The organism is Ramlibacter sp., assembly GCF_041916345.1.
Lineage (GTDB): Bacteria > Pseudomonadota > Gammaproteobacteria > Burkholderiales > Burkholderiaceae_C > Ramlibacter.
The window spans coordinates 1-18,549 of sequence record NZ_JAYRZR010000081.1 but is presented as its reverse complement, the minus strand read 5'-3'; the positions used below and the strand labels follow the sequence as shown (position 1 = coordinate 18,549).

The window sequence follows — 18,549 nt, the reverse complement described above, 5'->3', positions numbered from 1 at the left end:
ATTCCACGCGCGCCGGGCGAGATCCTGCTGGTCTGCAGCGCCGACTTGCTGGCCGCCACGCTGAAGCGACTGTCGATGTTCGTCCTGCGGTCCAAGGTCAAGATCACCGATGCCAGCGCGGCGTGGCGACTGGCCGGCCTCGCCGGGGACGCGGCCACTGCCGCCTGGCCCGAGGCCGCCGAGCCCTGGCAGCTGCGCACGGACGGCCCGGCCGCGCTGGTTCGGCTGCCCGCCGCGGACGGCGTCCCGCGCGTGCTGTGGGCGGCCCCGGCCGACACCCCGGTGCCCACCGGGCCGACGCTCGACGAAGCCCTGTGGCGCTGGGGCGAGGTACGCAGCGGCGTCGCCACGCTGGCCGCGCCGGTGAGCGAGGCCTTCGTGCCGCAAATGCTCAACTACGAGTCGGTGGGCGGCGTGAACTTCAAGAAAGGCTGCTACCCCGGCCAGGAAGTGGTGGCGCGCAGCCAGTTCCGCGGCACCCTGAAGCGTCGCGCATTCGTGGTCCATGCCGACGCGCCGCTGGCCGTGGGGCAGGAGGTTTTCCAGGCCGCCGATCCTGAACAGCCCGCCGGGCTCATCGCGCAGGCCGCACCGGCGCCCGCCGGCGGCTGGGACGCCATCGCCAGCCTGCAGCTCGCGGCGGTCGAGGCGGGGGGGCTGCATGCCGGGGCCGCCGACGGCCCGGCCCTCACGCTGCTGCCCCTGCCCTACCGCTTGCTGGAAGACGTCTGAGCGGCCGACGCCGCGCCGGCCGCCGGTGCGGCCAGTTGCGAGCGGTACTCGGCCGGGACCTGCTGCAGCACGGCAGGCCGGTCCTGCGGTGCGGCGGCGGCCAGCGAGCGCCGGAAGTAGTCCAGCGCGCGGGCCGGATCTTTCAGTTCCTGCGCGTACAGCACGCCGAGCTGCAGGTAGGCGCGTGGCCGCGACTCCGGCCATTCGGCCGCGCGCAGCGCCAGCGCCTTGACGGCGGTGTCGAAATCCTTCGCGCGCCACGCCAGGATGGCCAACGCATTCACCAGGTCCTGGTCCTGCCGGCCCTCGGCCAGCGTGCGCCGCGCCAGGGCCATCGCCAGTGGCTCGTCGCCGCGCCGGCTGAGCAGCACCACCTCCAGCGAGCGCACGGCCGGCGCATCCGGCTGCAGGCGCCGTGCGCGCTCCAGGTAGGCCCAGGCCTTGGCATGCTCGCCGATCGACGAGTAGCCGCGCGCCACGTTGCTGATGATCGCCACCACGTAGGGCCGGGAGCTGAGCACGCTGTCCCAGATCCAGATGGCGTTGGCCCAGTCGCCCCAGCGGCCCAGCTCGTCGGCGATGATGGGCGTGATCTTGCGGTAGTGCGGGTTGATGGCGATGCCCTCGCGCGCGAGCTGCAGCATCTCGTCGCGTGACTTCGCGTAGCTCGGGTCCAGCGGCCGGCCCGACGCGGTGAGGGTGAGCGCGATCTTGGCGGCACGCACCAGCTTGCGCTCGCACTCGGCGGCCTGCCAGGTGATGGCCAGCGCCAGGCCGATGGCCACGGCGTTCACGGCCAGCGCGCCCAGGGCGATGCGCGGGGACCAGCGCAGCGGCACCGCCAGCACGCGCAGGCTGTAGCCCAGTCGCGCGTCGGAAGCCGCCAGGCCGGCCAGGCACAACGCGAACAGCGCGCCCGTGCTGGCCATGCGCCAGGGAAAGCCCACGTTGCTCACCACCAGCAGGGCCAGCAGGCTGCACAGGAAAACCGCTCGCAGCACCTGTTCGTCCTGCTCGGGTGGATCCGCGGAGCGCCACACGCGGCGGCCGGCGGCGACGAGGTAGGCGAACAGCAGCAGCAGGAACACCCAGCCGACCAGGCCGTACTCGGCCATCAGCTGCAGGTACTCGTTGTGCACGTAGTAGTCGGTCTCCAGCTGGCTGCCGGCCGTCTGGTACAGCGGGATGCGGGCCTCCCAGGCGCCGGCGCCGACACCGGTGACGGGCCGGTCGGCGATGACGCGCATCGTGGCCTGCCACATGATCATGCGCGTGCCCAGCGACTCGTCGTCCGGCCGGATGGAGGCCGTGCGCAGCAGACCACGCTCGATGCCGGTGCGGCCGCGTTCCTCTTCCAGGATCTTGGCGTTCTGACTCGGGATGGCGCCCAGCACGCCGACCGTGACCAGGAAGGCGGCCGCCGCCAGGCTGCGCATGCCGCCGCTCCAGCCGCCCCAGCCCAGGCGGGCGCGGCAGCGCCAGGCCATGAGCGGCAGCACCACCAGCACCTGCAGCCACATCGCCATCAGCGCGGCGCGGGTGCCGGTCATGAGGATCGACACCACCACCAGGCCGCTGCTGGCCGCGAGGATCGCCACCATCGCGCCCATCCGGGCGCGCGTCAGCAGCAACCAGCCAAAAGGCAGCGTGCACACCACGAACTCGGCGAAGAAGTTGCGGTTGACGAAGGTCGAGGCCGGGTTGGGCCCCTGCGGGAACAGGCCGAACGACGGCAGCAGGAACTGCAGCATGGCCCAAAGCGAGGCCACGGTGGCGCCGATGTGGATGCCCCAGGCGAGCATCGGCAGCCGCTCGCGGTTCATCGTGTTCAGGCCCAGCCAGGCGATGAGCGCGAAGACGAACCAGCGCACCGCCTCCACGCCGCCCAGGTAGGTGTGCGACCAGACCATGCTGCCCAGCGCGTAGGCCATCAGGGCGATGGGCAGCCACAGGATGCCGTGCCAGCGCAGCGGTTCGGCGCGGCCGCGCACCTGCAGCAGGAACAGCATCGCCGCGCCCAGCGCCGACGTGCCCACGATGATGGACTTCAGCGTGTCCTGCAGCATCTCCTCGTGCGGGACGCCGACGGCCGGGGCCAGGGCCATCATCAGCGCGAAGATCGGTACGGTCCAGTCGTCCCGCGTGACCTCACCCGGCAGGCCGCTCGCCGGCGCTGTCGCCGGCGACGCCGCGCGCGCAGCCGCCGCGGTCTCGGCCGCAGGGGTGGCCCCGGCGGCTGCCGCGGCCGCCCTGCGCTTGCGGGCCATGGCCTCAGTCGGCCAGCGGCAGGCCGCTGGTCATGGTGATGTGGGGAATGCCGGCTTCCTCGAAGGGCGCACCGGCGGGCCGGAAGCCCAGGCGCGCATAGAAGGGTTCGGCCGTGCGCTGCGCATGCAGGGTCAGCAGGTGGTCGCCGCGCGCAACCGCCACCGCGGCGAGGCTGCGCAGGACCTGTTCCCCCACGCCGGCACCCCGCATCACGCGATGCACGGCCATGCGGCCGACCTTGGCGGTGCCTTCGGCCGCGAGCAGCCGGCCGGTGGCAATGGGCTGGCCGAGCCGGTTGTACGCCACCGCATGCACCGCAGTCGCGTCCGCCTCGTCCCATTCCAGGTCCGCCGGGATACGCTGTTCCTCCACGAACACCTGCGTGCGGATGCGGCCGGCATCGGCGCCCAGCGTCTCCCAGTTGCCTGTGCGCACCTCCACCATCGATTCCCCGCGCTCGAAGCCCTGCAGCACCTCGCGCAGGGGCGCCGGCACCGGACGCGATGTCTGCGTGGCCGGATCGGCGAACACGTAGATCAGCTCGCCGGTGATCAGCAGTTCCTCGCCGCGGAAGATGGCGCCGACGAAGGTCATGGAGCTGTTGCCCACGCGGTCGCAGCGCAGCGCCACGTCCAGGCTGTCGTCCATGCGGGCCGAGGCCTGGAACTCCACCGCCGCCTTCTTGACGTAGATGTCGCCGCCGAGCTGGTGCATCGCTTCCTCGTACGGCAGCGCCAGCGCGCGCCAGTACAGCGACATGGCGGTGTCGAGATACATGAGGTAGTGGGCATTGAAGACGATCTTCTGCATGTCCACTTCCGCCCAGCGCACGCGCAGGCGGTGGAAGTACCGGAACTCGTTTCGTTTCATGCGTGCAGGGCCTGGCGCAGGGCGGCGGCGGCATCGGCATGCGCCTGCCTCGCCTCGGCGATGGCCCGTCCCATCTTGATGAACTCGTGCGTGACGCCCCGATAGATCTCCAGCGCCACCGGCACGCCCGCGGCCCGCAGTGTATCCGCGTAGGCGATGCCGTCATCGACCAGCGGGTCGCACTCGGCCAGGCCGATCCAGGCCGGTGCCACGCCGTCCAGATCGGGCGTGTTCAGCGGCGCGAAGCGCCAGTCCTCCCGGTCCGCCTCGTCGATGTAGTGGCTGAAGAAGTACTCGATGTGCGCCTGCTCCAGCACCAGGCCCTGCCCGTAGCGCTGATGCGACCGGGCCCGCGGATGGCCGGCGCAGCCCGGGTAGAACAGCAGCTGCAGACGCAGCGGCAGGCCCGCATCGCGCGCGAGCGTGGCGCAGACGGTTGCCAGCGTGCCGCCCGCGCTGTCACCGCCCACGGCGAGCCGATCCGCACGCAGGCCGAGTGCCGCAGCATGGCCCGCCAGCCACTGCATGGCATCCCAGGCGTCGTGCACCGCGGTCGGAAAGCGGTACTCGGGCGCCAGCCGGTAGGCCAGCGACAAGACGGCGCAGCCGGCCTGAAGCGCCAGTTCGCGGCACAGCGTGTCGTGCGAGGCGATGCTGCCGATCGTGAAGCCGCCCCCGTGGAGGTACATCAGCACAGGCAACGGGGAGGCCGCGTCGGCCGGTGCCGGCGCATACAGGCGCGCTGCCAGCTGCGCGCCGTCGCGCGCAGGCAGTTGCAGATCCTCCACCCGTGGCAACGCGGCCGCCGGCACCTCGAGCACGCCAGCACCTGCGTCGTAGGCCGCACGCGCCTGAGCAGGCGTCAGGTGGTGCAGGTGCGGGCGCCGCGAGCGCGCCATCCGCTCCAGCACGCCGCGCATGGCCGGCGTCAGTTCCGGAAACTGCGGCAGGAATCGGCTCGGATGCGCGGTCAGGGGACGGCCCTGGTGGAGGCGGCGGCGCCGCGGCTTACTTGAACTGCACGCTCACCGGCTGCGCGCCAGGCAGGCCGTCGTAGCGCACGGTCGCCTTCAGGCCGGGCTTGGGCGGCAGCAGCGGCGAGAACGAGCCGAGCGAGATCAGCTCGCCCGGCTGCATGGCCAGGCCTTCCTTGGCGAGCGCCTGGGCCAGCCAGACGACGGCATTGAGCGGATGCTCCAGGATGTCGCTGCCCTTGCCCCGGCCCAGCTCGGCGCCGGCACCGTCCTGCAGCACAACCGTCATGTCGCGCAGGCCGTTGAGCAGCGCGAAGCGCTCTGCGCGATACGCCGGCACGGTGATGGCCTGGCCGGCGACGCCCAGGCGGGCGCCGACGTTGATGGCGCTGATGGCCGGGCCATTCAGGCGCGGCGGGGCCTGCACCACGAGATCGGGCAGTTCGATGAAAGGGATGACCAGGTCGATGGCGTCGAGCACCTCCTCGGGCGTGCGGGCCTGGTTGATGCTGTCGGACTTGACGCGCACCAGCAGGTCGGCCTCGTACAGCGGGCGGGCGCCGAAGGCGGCCGGCACCTCGGCGCCGTTTTCCAGCACCATGCCTTCGAACAGCTTGCCCCAGACCGGCTTGTCGTAGCCGAAACGCTTCTGCACGGCGGGGTTGGTGAGCCCGGCCTTGTAGCCCACGACAGGGCCCAGGCGCAGCTCCAGCAGGGCCGTCACCTTGGCCCGGCTGCAGGCGCCGTCGGCCTCGCTCAGGCCTTCGGGGTTGGCGGCCGGCGTGCGGGCCATCACGGCATCGACCAGGGCCGAGGCCTGCTGGTCCGTCAGGCAGGCGGCCGGCGCTGCGCTGGCGGCTATCGCCAAAGCGACTGCGCAAGACAGCTGGATTGCTTTCATGGATGTCTCCTCGCTATACATTGTGGGAGGATCATCGTACAGCGCTTAACACCATGGCATTCATTTACTACGTCACCCAGATCCAGTTCGACTTCGGCGCCGTCAGCCTGCTGAAAGCCGAGTGCCAGCGCATCGGCATCACCAAGCCGCTGATCGTGACGGACCCCGGCGTCAAGGCCGCGGGCGTGCTGCAGAAGGCGCTGGACGCCCTGGCCCCCCTGCCCCACGCCGTCTTCGACCAGACCCCTTCCAACCCGACGGAAGCCGCGGTGCGGGCCGCCACGGCGATCTACAAGGCCGAAGGCTGCGACGGCCTGATCGCCGTCGGTGGCGGCTCCGCCATCGACTGCGCCAAGGGCGTGGCCATCGCCGCCACGCACGAGGGCCCGCTCACCCACTACGCCACCATCGAGGGCGGCTCGCCGCGCATCACCGAGCGCGCCGCGCCGCTGATCGCCGTGCCCACCACCAGCGGCACGGGCAGCGAGGTGGCGCGCGGCGCCATCCTGATCGTGGACGACCACCGCAAGCTGGGCTTCCACTCCTGGCACCTCGTACCCAAGACGGCGATCTGCGACCCGGAGCTCACCCTGGGCCTGCCGCCGAAGCTGACCGCCGCCACCGGCATGGACGCCATCGCGCACTGCATGGAGACGTTCATGGCCGCGGCCTTCAATCCGCCGGCTGACGGCATCGCGCTGGATGGCCTGGAACGCGGCTGGGCGCACATCGAGCGCGCCACCCGCGACGGCGGCGACCGCGAGGCGCGCCGCCAGCTGATGAGCGCTTCGATGCAGGGCGCCATGGCCTTCCAGAAGGGCCTGGGCTGCGTGCATTCGCTCTCGCACAGCCTGGGTGGCGTCGACCCGCGCCTGCATCACGGCACGCTGAACGCCATGTTCCTGCCGGCGGTGGTGCGCTTCAACGCCGAGGCGCCCTCGGTGCAGGCCGAGCACCGCCTGCAACGCATGGCCCACGCCATGGGGCTCGCCTCCGCCGGCGACATCCCCGAGGCCATCCGCGACATGAATGCCCGCCTGGGCCTGCCCGGCGGCCTGGCCGAGATGGGTGTCCAGGCCGACTGGTTCGCGAAGATCATCACCGGCGCCCTGGCCGACCATTGCCACAAGACCAATCCGCGCGAGGCGAGCGCGCAGGACTACGAGGCCATGCTGGCGGCTTCGATGTAGGCCGCGCCACGGGCGATCACGCCTCGCGGTCGCCCTCGGCAGCTTTCTCGCCAGCGCCTTTCGACAGTGCCTCAGGGTTTCCCGTAGGCTGGGGTGCAACCCCAGCAATCGCCCAGCGCGCCCCCACAAATCCCAGCGGCACCGCCACGGCCACCACCACCAGCACCGCGAACCGGGCGTCCAGGCCCGCCCCTCGCACGAGCGCCTCCAGCAACACCGCATTGAACGCATAGAGCCCGAGCGTCCACCCTGCGAAGCGCGCGAAGCCCTTCCCCGTGAGCCGTGTGCGGAAGGTGAACCGCGCGTTCGTCACCGCGCCATAGGCGATGCCCGCCGCATACGAGATCGCGTAGGCCAGCGTATGCGGCATCCATCGCAGCAGCGCCCAGTACAGCAGCAGCGTGAGCAGCGTGTTGGACGCGCCCAGCAGCACGAAGGTGACGAGTTGCCGGCGGGTCCGCACGACGGGGCTCAGAGTGCTTCCACCTGGCGCGCCTGGGCCTCGGGCGGCAGCGCCACGAAGGCCGCGAACTCGTCGGCCAGCTGCTCGCTGGCGCGCACGGCGGTGGTCCACGCCTGCATCCGCGCCTGCAGGTTCGGGCCGTAGTGCGGAAAGTCCTTGCGGTCCGGCAACTTGCCGTTCGGCAGCTGGCGCACCCAGTCCGCATCGGGCGCGAGCACCACCATGCTGTCGAGGAACGACGACGCGCGGTGCCGCCACTTGAGTCCCTTGTCCAGCCAGCCTGGTACCACCGCGCGCTGGAAGTGCGGGTACAGCACGATGGGCGAGGCCGCGCGCGGCGCGTAGTCCAGGTGCAGGTGGTAGTCAGTGATGCCGCCATCCCAGTAGGCCCCGGGCGGTGCGCCGGGAATGTCGTGGATGGCCTTCAGCACGAAGGGGATCGAGCAGCTCGCCTGCAACGCGGGCATGAAGTTGCCCTCCTCCAGCCGCACCTGGCGGGTGCGGTAGTCGCGCGTGGCGAAGGGCAAGGGCGCCGCGCGATCCGCGAGCGGGGCAGAGAACACCACGCGTTCCAGCCACGCGCCCATCGCCTTGCGATGCACCGTGTTGGCGAGGAAGGCCCCCAGGTAGCCCAATGGCGTGGCCACGCGATGCTCGCGCCCCAGCACATGCCGCCCGCGCGAGGTGACGATGTGCAGGCGGTAGCGCGGATGCCCCAGCACCTCGCCGATGCGGCCGCCGTAGAAGGCCTGCAGGTTCTGCCCGAAGCGCTCGGAGACATGCTCGGCCGTCGGCCCCTTGCGACCCGGCGGGACCTCGTAGTCCTGCGCGATGTAGTCGCGCTCCAGCCGACGGAAGGCCGTGATCGAATCCTCCAGGCAGGCCGTGGCCATGCGCCAGGCGCCAATGGAAGCCCCGATCAGATCCACCGGCTGCGACGCTTGCGGCAGCCAGGCGCCGAAGACGAACCGGTCCAGCGGCCCGAGGATCAGGCCCTTGGGGCCGCCTGCCGCAGCCGGGATGACACCGACGTCCTGCGGGCGCAGCCCGTGCTGCGCGATGTGCGCGCGTGCGAGCGGGCCGGCGTGGATGCGAAGGGCGGGCATGGCGGGTGCATTCTAGGCAGCGGGGGAGCCGCTGGGGTTGCACCCCAGCCTACAAAAGCCACGAAAGCCCATTGGCGGTCCTGGTAGGCTGGGGTGGAGCGCCAGCGCAACCCCAGCGATCCGCTACTTCCGCAAGCCCTGCAGCTTCGCGAACGCGCCCGCCATCGCCGTCTGCTGCGTAGCCGTCGAACGATCCCGCAGCCCCTGCTGCTGGCCGCGTCCCGCGCCCTCGAAGCGGTTCTCCCGCGGCCCGCCGGGCCGCGCGACCGGCGCGCCGAGCTTCATGGTGAGCGAGATGCGCTTGCGCGCCGCGTCCACCTCCAGCACCCGCACTTTCACGATGTCGCCGGTCTTCACCACCTCGCGCGCGTCGTTCACGAACTTGTGCGAGAGCTGGCTCACGTGGACCAGGCCGTCCTGGTGCACGCCCAGGTCGACGAAGGCGCCGAAGGCGGCCACGTTGCTCACGGTGCCTTCCAGCTCCATGCCGGGTTGCAGATCCTGGATGTCTTCCACGCCGTCGTTGAAGCGCGCAACCTTGAAGTCGGGCCGCGGGTCGCGTCCGGGCTTCTCCAGCTCGCCCAGGATGTCCTTCACCGTGATCACGCCGAACTGCTCGTTGGCGAACAGCTCGGGCCGCAGCTTCTTCAGCATGTCGGCGCGGCCCATGAGCGCCTGCACCGGCTGGCCGGCATGGGCCAGGATCTTCTCCACCACCGGATAAGTCTCCGGGTGCACCCCGGTCATGTCCAGCGGATTGTCACCGCCGCGGATGCGCAGGAAGCCCGCGCTCTGCTCAAAGGTCTTGGGACCCAATCCGCTCACCTGCAGCAGCTGCTGGCGGTTGCGGAAGGCGCCGTTGCTCTCGCGCCAGCGCACCACGGCACGGGCCACGGAGGGCGACAGGCCCGACACGCGCGCCAGCAGCGGCGCGCTGGCGGTGTTCAGGTCCACGCCCACCGCGTTCACGCAGTCCTCCACGACCGCATCCAGCGTGCGGGCGAGCTCGCTCTGGTTCACGTCGTGCTGGTACTGGCCGACGCCGATGGACTTGGGGTCGATCTTCACCAGCTCGGCCAGCGGGTCCTGCAGGCGCCGCGCGATGCTGGCGGCACCGCGCAGGCTCACGTCCACGTCCGGCATCTCCTGCGCCGCGAATTCGCTGGCGGAGTAGACCGACGCACCGGCCTCGCTCACCACCACGCGCTGCACGCCTTCCATGCCGATGGCGCCGAGCCGCTTTACCAGGTCGCCCGCCAGCTTGTCCGTCTCGCGGCTGGCGGTGCCGTTGCCGATGGCGATCAGGTTCACGCCATGCTTGCGTGCCAGCAGGCCCAGGGTGTGCAGCGAGCCCTCCCAGTCGCGCCGCGGCTCGTGCGGGTAGACGGTGGCCGTCTCCACCAGCTTGCCGGTGACATCCACCACCGCGACCTTCACGCCGGTGCGGATGCCGGGGTCCAGGCCCATCACCACGCGCGGGCCGGCCGGCGCGGCCAGCAGCAGATCGCGCAGGTTCTCGGCAAAGACCTTGATGGCCACCTTCTCGGCCTCTTCGCGCAGGCGCGTGAACAGGTCGCGTTCGGTCGACAGTGACAGCTTGACTCGCCACGTCCACGCCACGCACTTGCGTATCAGGTCGTCGGCCGGCCGCTTCGCATGACTCCAGCCGAGGTGCAGCGCGATGCGGCCCTCGGCCACCGAGGGCTGGCCCGGCTCGGGCTCCACCGGCAGCACCAGCTTCGCATCCAGCACCTCCTGGGCGCGGCCGCGGAACACGGCCAGCGCGCGGTGGGACGGCACGCGGCCGATCGGCTCGTCGTAGTCGAAGTAGTCGCGGAACTTGGCCACATCGGGGTGGTTCTCGTCCTTGCCGGTGGCCAGCTTGGACTTGAGCAGGCCTTCGTTCCACAGCCACTCGCGCATGGACTGCACCAGGGCGGGGTCTTCCGCCCAGCGCTCGGACAGGATGTCGCGCACGCCATCCAGCACGGCCGGCACGGTGGTGAAGTCCTCACCGCCCTCGCCCTTGGCGGGCTTCACGAAGGCCTGGGCCTCCACCTGCGGGTCCAACGAAGGATTGGCGAACAAGCGGTCGGCCAGCGGCTCGATGCCGGCCTCGCGCGCGATCTGGCCCTTGGTGCGGCGCTTCTGCTTGAAGGGCAGGTACAGGTCTTCCACCTCCTGCTTGGTCGGCGCGGCCTCGATGGCGGCGCGCAGTTCGGGCGTGAGCTTGCCCTGCTCCTCGATGCTCTTGAGCACCGCCGCGCGGCGCTCCTCCAGCTCCCGCAGGTAGGCCAGCCGGGCCTCCAGTTCACGCAGGTGCGTGTCGTCCAGGCCGCCCGTGGCCTCCTTGCGGTAGCGGGCCACGAACGGCACGCTCGCGCCCCCGTCCAGCAAGTCCACCGCGGCGCGCACCTGCGCCTCGTTGACCTTCAGTTCGGCAGCGATCTGCCGGATGATTTTCTGCATGCTTCCCTGATGATCGGATCGCGAAAGCGCGCGAGTTTGCCACAGGGCGCGGGGCCATCAGCCGCCCGGTCCGGCGGCCGCCTCAGCCCTCGTCGAACAAGCCTGGCTGCGGACCGAACCGCGCGCGCTCCAGCTCCAGCAGACGCAGCTTGGTCCGCGTGCCACCAGGGGCCGAGAAGCCGCCCGATGCGCCGCCGGCGGCCAGGATGCGATGGCAGGGCACCACGGGCGCGAAAGGGTTCTGCCCCAGCGCCTGGCCCACGGCCCGGGCGGCCGCCGGGTCGCCCAGCGCGCGCGCCAGCTCGCCATAGGTTCGTGTCTGCCCGGGCGGGATGGCCCGCGCCAGCTCGTACACGCGGCGATGGAAGTCCGGCACGCGCTGCAGCGCCAGCGGCACGTCACGCAGGTCATCCGGCGCGCCGGCCATCACGGCGCGGATGCGGTCGATGATCGATGCCACCCAAGGCGGCGGGGTGGCCTCCGGCGTGCCGGGGAAGTGCCGCTGCATGCGCGCACGAAGAGCGGCGGATGTCGGGCTGGGCAGCTGCACCGCCTGCAATGCATCGCCTGACCACGCCAGGGCACAGTCGCCCACTGGCGTCTCGAAGAGGCAGAAGCCCTCTGCCCCGCCCATGTCAACCGCCGTTTCAGGCCGCGTCGGCCGCGCGCAGCACGTAGCCAATGCGCGGGAAGTGCACGTGCACCGTGCCCGCGCGCTCGTCGGTGCGGCGCAGGCTGTAGTGGGTGCGCGTGGCCGCGATCAGCTCGCCCTCGGTGGCCTCGGGGCCGAAGGACTCGGCCGCGATGGTCACGCGGCTGCCCAGCGGGATGCCGTGGTCGTCCTGGAAGGCACTGTCGACCAGCCAGTTGCTGCCGGCGGGGCGCGGATCCGCCGCGCGGGCGATGGCGATCGCGTCGTCCGAGCCCAGCTTGCTGAACGCGCCGTGGCCAATGGCCGCCATGCGGTCGGCCCATTCGGTGACCGAGGGCGTGGCCTGCAGGATGCCGGCCATGGGCGGCACCTGGGTGCGCGTGAACCAGATCGGGTGGTAGGCCGCGAAATCGGCCACGCAGGGCTCGGCGCCGAACAGGTAGTCGTGCTCGTCGGTCATGTGGGCCAGCCGCCGCAGGTAGGACCGATAGGCCGAGGTGGCATCACCCGGGCGCAGGCGCAGCATGCCGCCGCTCATGGCCTTGCGGTCGTCGCCGAAGGCCTTGGCCTGCTCGGGCCCGCCGAAGAGCTGCACGGCCATCTTCGGCTGCAGGTTGTAGGCCATGGCGGCCCAGAACAGCGTGCTGTCGGCCCACTGGGCGAACACGCGCGACACGCCTTTCAAGTGCGCGGGATACAGGGCCGGCTCGGGCCGCATGTGCTCCAGCACGTCGCAGATGAGCGCAGTATCGCAGTAGATGTCGGCGCCGATCTGCAGGAAGGGCGTGCGGCGGTAGCCGCCGGTGAGCGCCACCACGTCGGGCTTGGGCATCACCGGCGGGATGCGCACCGACTTCCAGGGCAGCTTCTTGTGCCCGAGCACCAGCCGCACCTTCTCGGAGAACGGCGAGCTGGGGTAGTGATGCAGGATCAGGTCGTCCAGCGGCGGATTCATGGTCGGCTCCTCAGTTCGGCATCGCGCGCGCGATGATGGCGTCGAAGTCGCAGCCGGCCCCGAGCGTGCCGAAGGTGTGCCCCCATTGGCCCGCGAGGCGCGATTCGCAGAAGGCCGCGAACACCCCTGGCGGCGCGGACTGCGCGAGCAGCGCCGCCTGCACGGCCAGCGCCACATCCTGCGCCAGGCGCCGCGCTTCCATCTCGGTAGCCATCTCCTCCACGCGGGTCGGCAGGCTGGCCGCCAGGCGATCCAGGGCGGGATGCTGGCCGCGTGCGGGGGCGAGCTCGTGGGCCAGGGCCGCGGCGGCATCCGCCTTGCGCAGCGCCCGCAACAGATCCAGCGCCATGATGTTGCCCGCGCCCTCCCAGATGCTGTTGAGCGGCATCTCGCGGTACACGCGCGCCATGATGCCCTGGCCACCCTCTTCCACGTAGCCGTTGCCGCCCATGCACTCCATCGCCTCCTGGGCGAAGACGCTGCCGCGCTTGCAGATCCAGAACTTGGCGATGGGCGTGAGCACGCGGGCCATCACGGCCTCATGCGGGTCATCACGTCGGTCGAAGGCGCGGGCCAGCCGCATCGACAGGGCCGTGGCGGCCTCGCTCTCCAGGGCCAGATCGGCCAGGACGTTGCGCATCAGCGGCTGCTCGATCAGGCGCTTGCCGAACGCGCTGCGCTGCGCGGTGTGGTTCAGCGCCAGGGCCAGCGCCTGGCGCATCAGGCCGCTGGTGCCCAGCGCGCAGTCCAGCCGGGTCATGGTGCCCATCTCCAGGATCTGCGGCACGCCCCGGCCCTCTTCGCCGACCAGCCAGGCGGAGGCCTCGTGGAACTCCACCTCCGAACTCGCATTGGCCTTGTTGCCCAGCTTGTCCTTCAGCCGCTGCACGCGCAGCGCATTGCGGCTGCCGTCGGGCAGCACGCGCGGCAGGAACAGGCAAGACAGGCCGGATGGCGTCTGCGCCAGGATCAGGAACGCATCGCACATCGGCGCCGAGAAGAACCACTTGTGGCCGGTGACGCGGAAGCGCGCGCCCCAGGCATCGGTGCCATCGGCCACCGCCTGCGTGGTGTTGGCCCGCACGTCCGAGCCGCCCTGCTTCTCGGTCATGCCCATGCCCATGGTCACGCCCGCCTTCTGGGCGAAGGGCTTGAGCGCGGGGTCATAGGCCCGGCTGGTGAGCCGGGGCGCCCAGTCCGCGTGGATGGCGGCATTGGCACGCAGGGCTGGCGTGACCGCGTAGGTCATGGAGATGGGGCACAGGATGGAGGGCTCCAGCTCGGTGAAGAGCATGAAGCCCGCCGCGCGCAACACATGCGGCGACGGACCCTCACCCGCCCAGGGCGTGCCGTGCAGGCCGGCCTGCGCCGCCGCCGCCATCAGCGCGTGATAGCTGGGGTGGAACTCCACCTCGTCCTGCCGGCGACCGAAGCGGTCGTGGCTGTGCAGCACCGGCGTGAAGGTGTTGGCCAGCCGCGCATGCGTCTGCATGGCCTCCGAGCCGAGCAGCCCGCCGAGTGATTGCAGGCTGCCGGTGTCCAGCGCGGGGGCGTTGAGGCGCAGCGCGTCCTGCAGGGCCCGGTTCGTGGTGAACAGGTTGTAGTCCACCAGCGGTTCGGGCTGGTTGAACACCTCGTGCGTCAGCAGTTCCGGCATGGTGGGTCTCCTTCCCGTGCGGCACGAAGGCCGCTGAAATCAGATCAGCTTGACCAGCTGCTTGCCGAAGTTGCGGCCCTTGAGCATGCCCAGGAAGGCCTCCGGCGCGCTGGCCAGGCCCTCGGCCACGGACTCGCGCGGGCGCAGCTTGCCGCTGCCCACCAGCATGCCCAGTTCCTTCAGCGCCTCGGGCCACACTTCCATGTGCTCGCTGACGATGAAGCCTTCCACCTTCATGCGGTTGACCAGGATGAGCTGCGGATAGGCCATCGGGATCGGCTGGCCATCGTAGCCGGCGATCATGCCGCACATGGCGATGCGGGCGAAGGCGTTCATGCGCAGCATGACGGCATCCAGGCACATGCCGCCCACGTTCTCGAACAGGCCGTCCACGCCGTTCGGCGCGGCCTCGCGCAGCGCCTTCGACAGGCTGTACGCATCCTGGTGCTGCTTGTAGTCGACGCAGGCGTCGAAGCCCAGCTCCTCGGTCACGTAGCGGCACTTGTCCGGGCCGCCGGCCAGGCCCACCGCGCGGCAGCCGCGCGCCTTGGCCAGCGCGCCCAGTGCGCTGCCCACCGCGCCGCTGGCGGCACTCACCACCACGGTCTGGCCCGGCTTCGGGTCGATGATCTTCACCAGGCCGTACCAGGCCGTGACGCCCGGCATGCCCACGGCGCCCAGGTAGTGCGACAGCGGCACGTGGGTGGTGTCCACCTTGCGCAGCATGCCGGCCTGGTCCGCCGGGACCACGCTGTATTCCTGCCAGCCGCCCATGCCGACCACCTTGTCGCCCACGGCGAACTTCGGGCTGCGGCTTTCCACCACCTCGCCCACCGTGCCGCCCTGCATCACCTGGCCCAGTGGCTGCGGCTGCGCGTAGCTCTTGGCGTCATTCATGCGGCCGCGCATGTACGGGTCCAGGCTCAGGTAGTGGTGGCGCACCAGCACCTCGCCCTCGTTCAGGGCGGGCGTCTCGCTCACCACGAGCTTGAAGTTGCTGGCAACGGCCTCGCCCTGCGGGCGGTTGTCGAGCAGGATCTGCTGGTTCTGGGGCATGGAAATCTCTCCTGGGAGTCTGGGTGCCCGCTTCATGCGGGCGTGGCATCAACCTGGGCGGCGCCCGGGCGCTTGACGTACTTGAAGGTGCCGGCGGCATGGGCGCACGCCCGGCCCTCGGCGTCGTAGATCGTGCCTTCGGCAAAGGCCATGCTGCCGGTGCGGTGCATCAGGCGGCCCTTGCCCTCCAGCCGGCCGCGGCAGGCCTGCATGAAGGTGGTCTTCATTTCGATCGTGATCACGGCCAGATCGGGGCCGATGCTGCGCGAGGCAGTGGCCAGCGTCACGTCGAGCAGCGTCATGATCGCGCCGCCGTGCACCATGCCCAGGTGGTTCAGGTGCTCGGGCTTGGGGCTGTAGGCCAGGTGCGATTCGCCCCCGCCGTACGCCACCATCTCGAAGCCGAGATGGTGGACGAAGGGGATGTCCTTGCCGAAGAAGAACGGGGTGTCCATGCAGGCCGTCGAGAGGGGGTGATCAGCCGCCGGCGAGCACGCTCACGCCGCCATCCACCGCCAGCCACTGGCCGGTGATGTGCTTGCCGGCGTCCGAGGCGAACAGCAGCGCGGTGCCTTTCAGATCCTCGTCGTCGCCCAGTCGGCGCAGCGGCGCGTGCGAGGCCATCTTCTCCTCGCCCACCTGCTCCAGCAAGCCCTTGGTCATCTTGCTCGGGAAGAAGCCGGGGCAGATGGCGTTGACGTTGATCGCGTGGCGTCCCCACTCGCAGGCCAGGGCCTGGGTGAAGGTGATGACCGCGCCCTTGGAGGTGTTGTAGGCCACGGTCTGCATCTCCGGCGGGTTGCCGCCCAGCCCGGCGATGGAGGCGATGTTGATGATGCGGCCCTGGCGGCGCGGGATCATGCACTTCTTGGCCAGGTGCTGGCTCAGGATGAAGTAGCCGCGGATGTTGAGGTTCATCACCTTGTCCCAGGCTTCCACCGGGTGGTCTTCGGCCGGAGCCCCCCAGGCCGCGCCCGCGTTGTTGACCAGGATGTCCACGTCGCCCATGCGGTGCAGGGTTTCGTCGGCCAGGCGGCGGATGTCTTCCTCGCGTGAGCAATCGGCGGCGATCCAGCGCGTGTCGATGCCGGCCGCCTGCAGCTCGGCTGCGGCCTCCTCCAGGTCGCCCGCCTTGCGGGAGCTGAGCATGATGCGGGCGCCGGCCTCGCCCAGTGCCTGCGCGATCTGCAGGCCCAGGCCGCGCGAGCCGCCGGTGACGAGCGCGGTGCGGCCTTCGAGGTTGAACAGTTGCTGGACGGTGCGGGTCATGCGCAAGGTCTCCTACGGGCGTTGGTCAGGGATCAGAATGCGTCTTCCGGCATGCCGGCGCAAGTGAGGTCTCGGGTTTCCACCACCTTCAGCCACGCGCTGATCTTCGGCAGCTCATAGTGGAAAAAGTAGCGCGCGGCGCGCTGGCGGCCTTCGAGCGCCGGCGACGCGGCTGCGTCATGCGTGGTGGCGAGCACGTCCAGCCAGATCCACGCGATGACCAGGTGCCCGAAGGCCTGCATGTAGGGTACCGCATTGGCCAGCGCCTGCGCGGGGTCGCCCGCCGACCAGGCGGCGCGGGTGGCGGCGCCCACGCGCTGCAGGGCCTGGCCCAGCGCATTGGCGTGCTCGGCCAGCGCGGGCTGCTGGATCGCGCGTTCGATCGTCGCGTTGATGCGCCCGGCCAGCAGCGTGAGGCCCTTGCCACCCTCCATCACCACCTTGCGGCCCAGCAGGTCCGCGGCCTGGATGCCGTGCGTGCCCTCGTGGATCATGTTCAGGCGGTTGTCGCGCCAGTACTGCTCCACCGGGAAGTCACGCGTGTAGCCGTAGCCGCCGTGGATCTGGATGGCCAGCGAATTCGCCTCCAGGCAGAACTCGCTCGGCCAGCTCTTGGCCACGGGCGTCAGCACCTCCAGCAGCAGCCGCGCGTCGTCGGCCGCCTCGGGCGTGCCGGTGTGCTGCTCGTCCACCAGCCGCGCGCAGTACAGCAGCAGCGCCAGCGCGCCCTCGCCGTACGACTTCTGCGCCAGCAGCATGCGCTTGATGTCGGCGTGCTCGATGATGCGCACCTGCGGCTGGGCGGCATCCTTGCCCGCGGGCCCCACCGGCCGGCCCTGGGGCCGGTTCTTCGCATAGTCGAGCGAGGCGTAGTAGCCCGCGAGGCCCAATGCCGTGGCGGCGAGGCCGATGCCGATGCGTGCCTCGTTCATCATGTGGAACATGCAGCGCAGGCCCTCGCCCGGCCTGCCCACGAGGTAGCCGATGGCGCCGCTCGCGCCGCGCACCGGGTACTTGCCTTCGCCGAAGTTCAGCAGCGTGTTGGTGGTGCCGCGCCAGCCCAGCTTGTGGTTCAGGCCGGCCAGCGCCACATCGTTGCGTTCACCGGTCAGGGCGCCTTCGGTGTCCACCAGCTTCTTCGGCACGATGAAGAGCGAGATGCCCTTCACGCCGGGCACCAGCTTGCCATCCGGCCCCGGGATCTTGGCCAGCACCAGGTGGATGATGTTCTCCGACAGCTCGTGCTCGCCGGCGGAGATCCACATCTTGTTGCCCTTGAGGCGGTAGCGGGGGCCGAGCGGATCACTCTCGAAGTCCGCGCCGTCGGGTGTGGCGCGCGTGGCCACGTCCGACAGGGATGATCCGGCCTGCGGCTCCGACAGGCACATGGTGCCGGAGAAGCGGCCGTTGAATTCGTTGAGCGCGAAGACCTGCTTCTGCAGATCGGTGCCGTGGGCCATCAGCAGGTTCGCGTTGCCCACGGTGAGCAGCCCGCCGCCGATGCTGACCGACGCGGTGGCGAAGAAGGTGCCGGCCGCGGCCTCCAGCGTGTAGGGCAGCTGCATGCCGCCGATGGCGTAATCCTGCGCGGCGCTCAACATGCCGGATTCGGCGTAGGCGTTCCACGCTTCCTGCGTGGCCTGCGGCAGCACGACGCGCAGGCCGCCCTGCCCGTCGTCCACCGCCTTCGGCTCCTCGACATCCACCAGGCGGTTGAACGGCGCGTACTTCTCGCGCGCGATGCGCTCGCAGGTGTCCAGCACCGCGTCGAAGGTCTCGCGCGAGTGGTCGGCGAAGCGCGGCCGCGCGTTCAGGCGGTCGGCCTGGAGCCAGTCGTAGAGGAGGAAGTCGAGCGTGGGGCGGAGGGACATGGAGGGCTCCGGGGTAGTCGGTGGGAAACGCTGATAGGGGTAGGAAAGGGCCAAGGCCCTCCCCTCCCTCCGAACCGTACGTGCAGTTCTCCCGCATACGGCTCTCCGGTCGAGAG

The 18,549-nt window shown here is 70.7% G+C and carries 16 protein-coding genes; 2 read left to right on the top strand and 14 right to left on the bottom strand.

Features of this window, described 5'->3' with window-relative positions; all coding sequences use genetic code 11:
* Positions 1-732: folate-binding protein YgfZ (locus tag ACE3T5_RS17185; protein WP_374669321.1), on the top strand; the 732-nt coding region annotated here is incomplete at its 5' end.
* On the opposite strand, the gene ACE3T5_RS17180 is transcribed toward ACE3T5_RS17185, so the two are convergent.
* The 4 genes from ACE3T5_RS17180 to ACE3T5_RS17165 form a co-directional block, all read right to left on the bottom strand.
* Entirely contained in the window at positions 708-2,999 is a 2,292-nt protein-coding gene (locus tag ACE3T5_RS17180) for an O-antigen ligase family protein (RefSeq protein WP_374669320.1), read from the bottom strand. The two genes, ACE3T5_RS17185 and ACE3T5_RS17180, sit on opposite strands and share 25 nt — an antisense overlap.
* A 4-nt stretch (positions 3,000-3,003) precedes the next feature.
* Positions 3,004-3,870 (bottom strand): YbgC/FadM family acyl-CoA thioesterase, encoded by an 867-nt coding sequence (locus ACE3T5_RS17175; protein WP_374669319.1) that lies wholly within the window; start codon positions 3,868-3,870, stop codon positions 3,004-3,006.
* Entirely contained in the window at positions 3,867-4,790 is a 924-nt protein-coding gene (locus ACE3T5_RS17170) for an alpha/beta hydrolase (RefSeq protein WP_374669318.1), read from the bottom strand. Before ACE3T5_RS17170 ends, ACE3T5_RS17175 begins: the two co-directional genes overlap by 4 nt.
* 88 nt (positions 4,791-4,878) lie before the next feature.
* Complete coding sequence (locus ACE3T5_RS17165; RefSeq protein ID WP_374669317.1) at positions 4,879-5,745, bottom strand: 2-keto-4-pentenoate hydratase; 867 nt, start codon at positions 5,743-5,745, stop codon at positions 4,879-4,881.
* A gap of 53 nt (positions 5,746-5,798) precedes the next feature.
* On the opposite strand from ACE3T5_RS17165, the gene ACE3T5_RS17160 reads away from it, so the two are divergent.
* Positions 5,799-6,935, top strand: a complete 1,137-nt coding sequence (locus tag ACE3T5_RS17160; protein WP_374669316.1) for an iron-containing alcohol dehydrogenase — start codon at positions 5,799-5,801, stop codon at positions 6,933-6,935.
* A 16-nt stretch (positions 6,936-6,951) separates the two neighbouring features.
* On the opposite strand, the gene ACE3T5_RS17155 is transcribed toward ACE3T5_RS17160, so the two are convergent.
* From ACE3T5_RS17155 to ACE3T5_RS17110, 10 genes are all read right to left on the bottom strand, one after another.
* On the bottom strand, positions 6,952-7,398 hold the full coding sequence (locus ACE3T5_RS17155) for a GtrA family protein (protein WP_374669314.1): 447 nt from the start codon (positions 7,396-7,398) through the stop codon (positions 6,952-6,954).
* An 8-nt stretch (positions 7,399-7,406) separates the two neighbouring features.
* On the bottom strand, positions 7,407-8,504 hold the full coding sequence (locus tag ACE3T5_RS17150) for a phospholipase (protein WP_374669312.1): 1,098 nt from the start codon (positions 8,502-8,504) through the stop codon (positions 7,407-7,409).
* A gap of 123 nt (positions 8,505-8,627) precedes the next feature.
* The gene (locus tag ACE3T5_RS17145; protein ID WP_374669311.1) at positions 8,628-10,973 is read right to left on the bottom strand and encodes a Tex family protein; all 2,346 of its coding nucleotides are present in this window, start codon (positions 10,971-10,973) and stop codon (positions 8,628-8,630) included.
* A gap of 82 nt (positions 10,974-11,055) precedes the next feature.
* Positions 11,056-11,607: a methylated-DNA--[protein]-cysteine S-methyltransferase gene (locus ACE3T5_RS17140; protein WP_374669310.1), complete on the bottom strand. Its 552-nt coding sequence runs from the start codon at positions 11,605-11,607 to the stop codon at positions 11,056-11,058.
* Positions 11,608-11,620: 13 nt separating this feature from the next.
* A complete protein-coding gene (locus ACE3T5_RS17135; RefSeq protein WP_374669309.1) occupies positions 11,621-12,580 on the bottom strand; it encodes a glutathione S-transferase family protein in 960 nt (319 codons plus the stop codon).
* 10 nt (positions 12,581-12,590) lie between these two features.
* Positions 12,591-14,237, bottom strand: a complete 1,647-nt coding sequence (locus tag ACE3T5_RS17130; protein ID WP_374669308.1) for an isovaleryl-CoA dehydrogenase — start codon at positions 14,235-14,237, stop codon at positions 12,591-12,593.
* A gap of 39 nt (positions 14,238-14,276) precedes the next feature.
* A complete protein-coding gene (locus ACE3T5_RS17125) occupies positions 14,277-15,293 on the bottom strand; it encodes an NADP-dependent oxidoreductase (RefSeq protein WP_374669307.1) in 1,017 nt (338 codons plus the stop codon).
* Between the two features lie 32 nt (positions 15,294-15,325).
* Complete coding sequence (locus ACE3T5_RS17120) at positions 15,326-15,748, bottom strand: PaaI family thioesterase (RefSeq protein ID WP_374669306.1); 423 nt, start codon at positions 15,746-15,748, stop codon at positions 15,326-15,328.
* A 22-nt stretch (positions 15,749-15,770) separates the two neighbouring features.
* Complete coding sequence (locus ACE3T5_RS17115) at positions 15,771-16,562, bottom strand: SDR family oxidoreductase (protein WP_374669305.1); 792 nt, start codon at positions 16,560-16,562, stop codon at positions 15,771-15,773.
* 32 nt (positions 16,563-16,594) lie between these two features.
* Positions 16,595-18,433: an acyl-CoA dehydrogenase gene (locus ACE3T5_RS17110; protein WP_374669304.1), complete on the bottom strand. Its 1,839-nt coding sequence runs from the start codon at positions 18,431-18,433 to the stop codon at positions 16,595-16,597.
* Positions 18,434-18,549 lie beyond the last annotated feature (116 nt).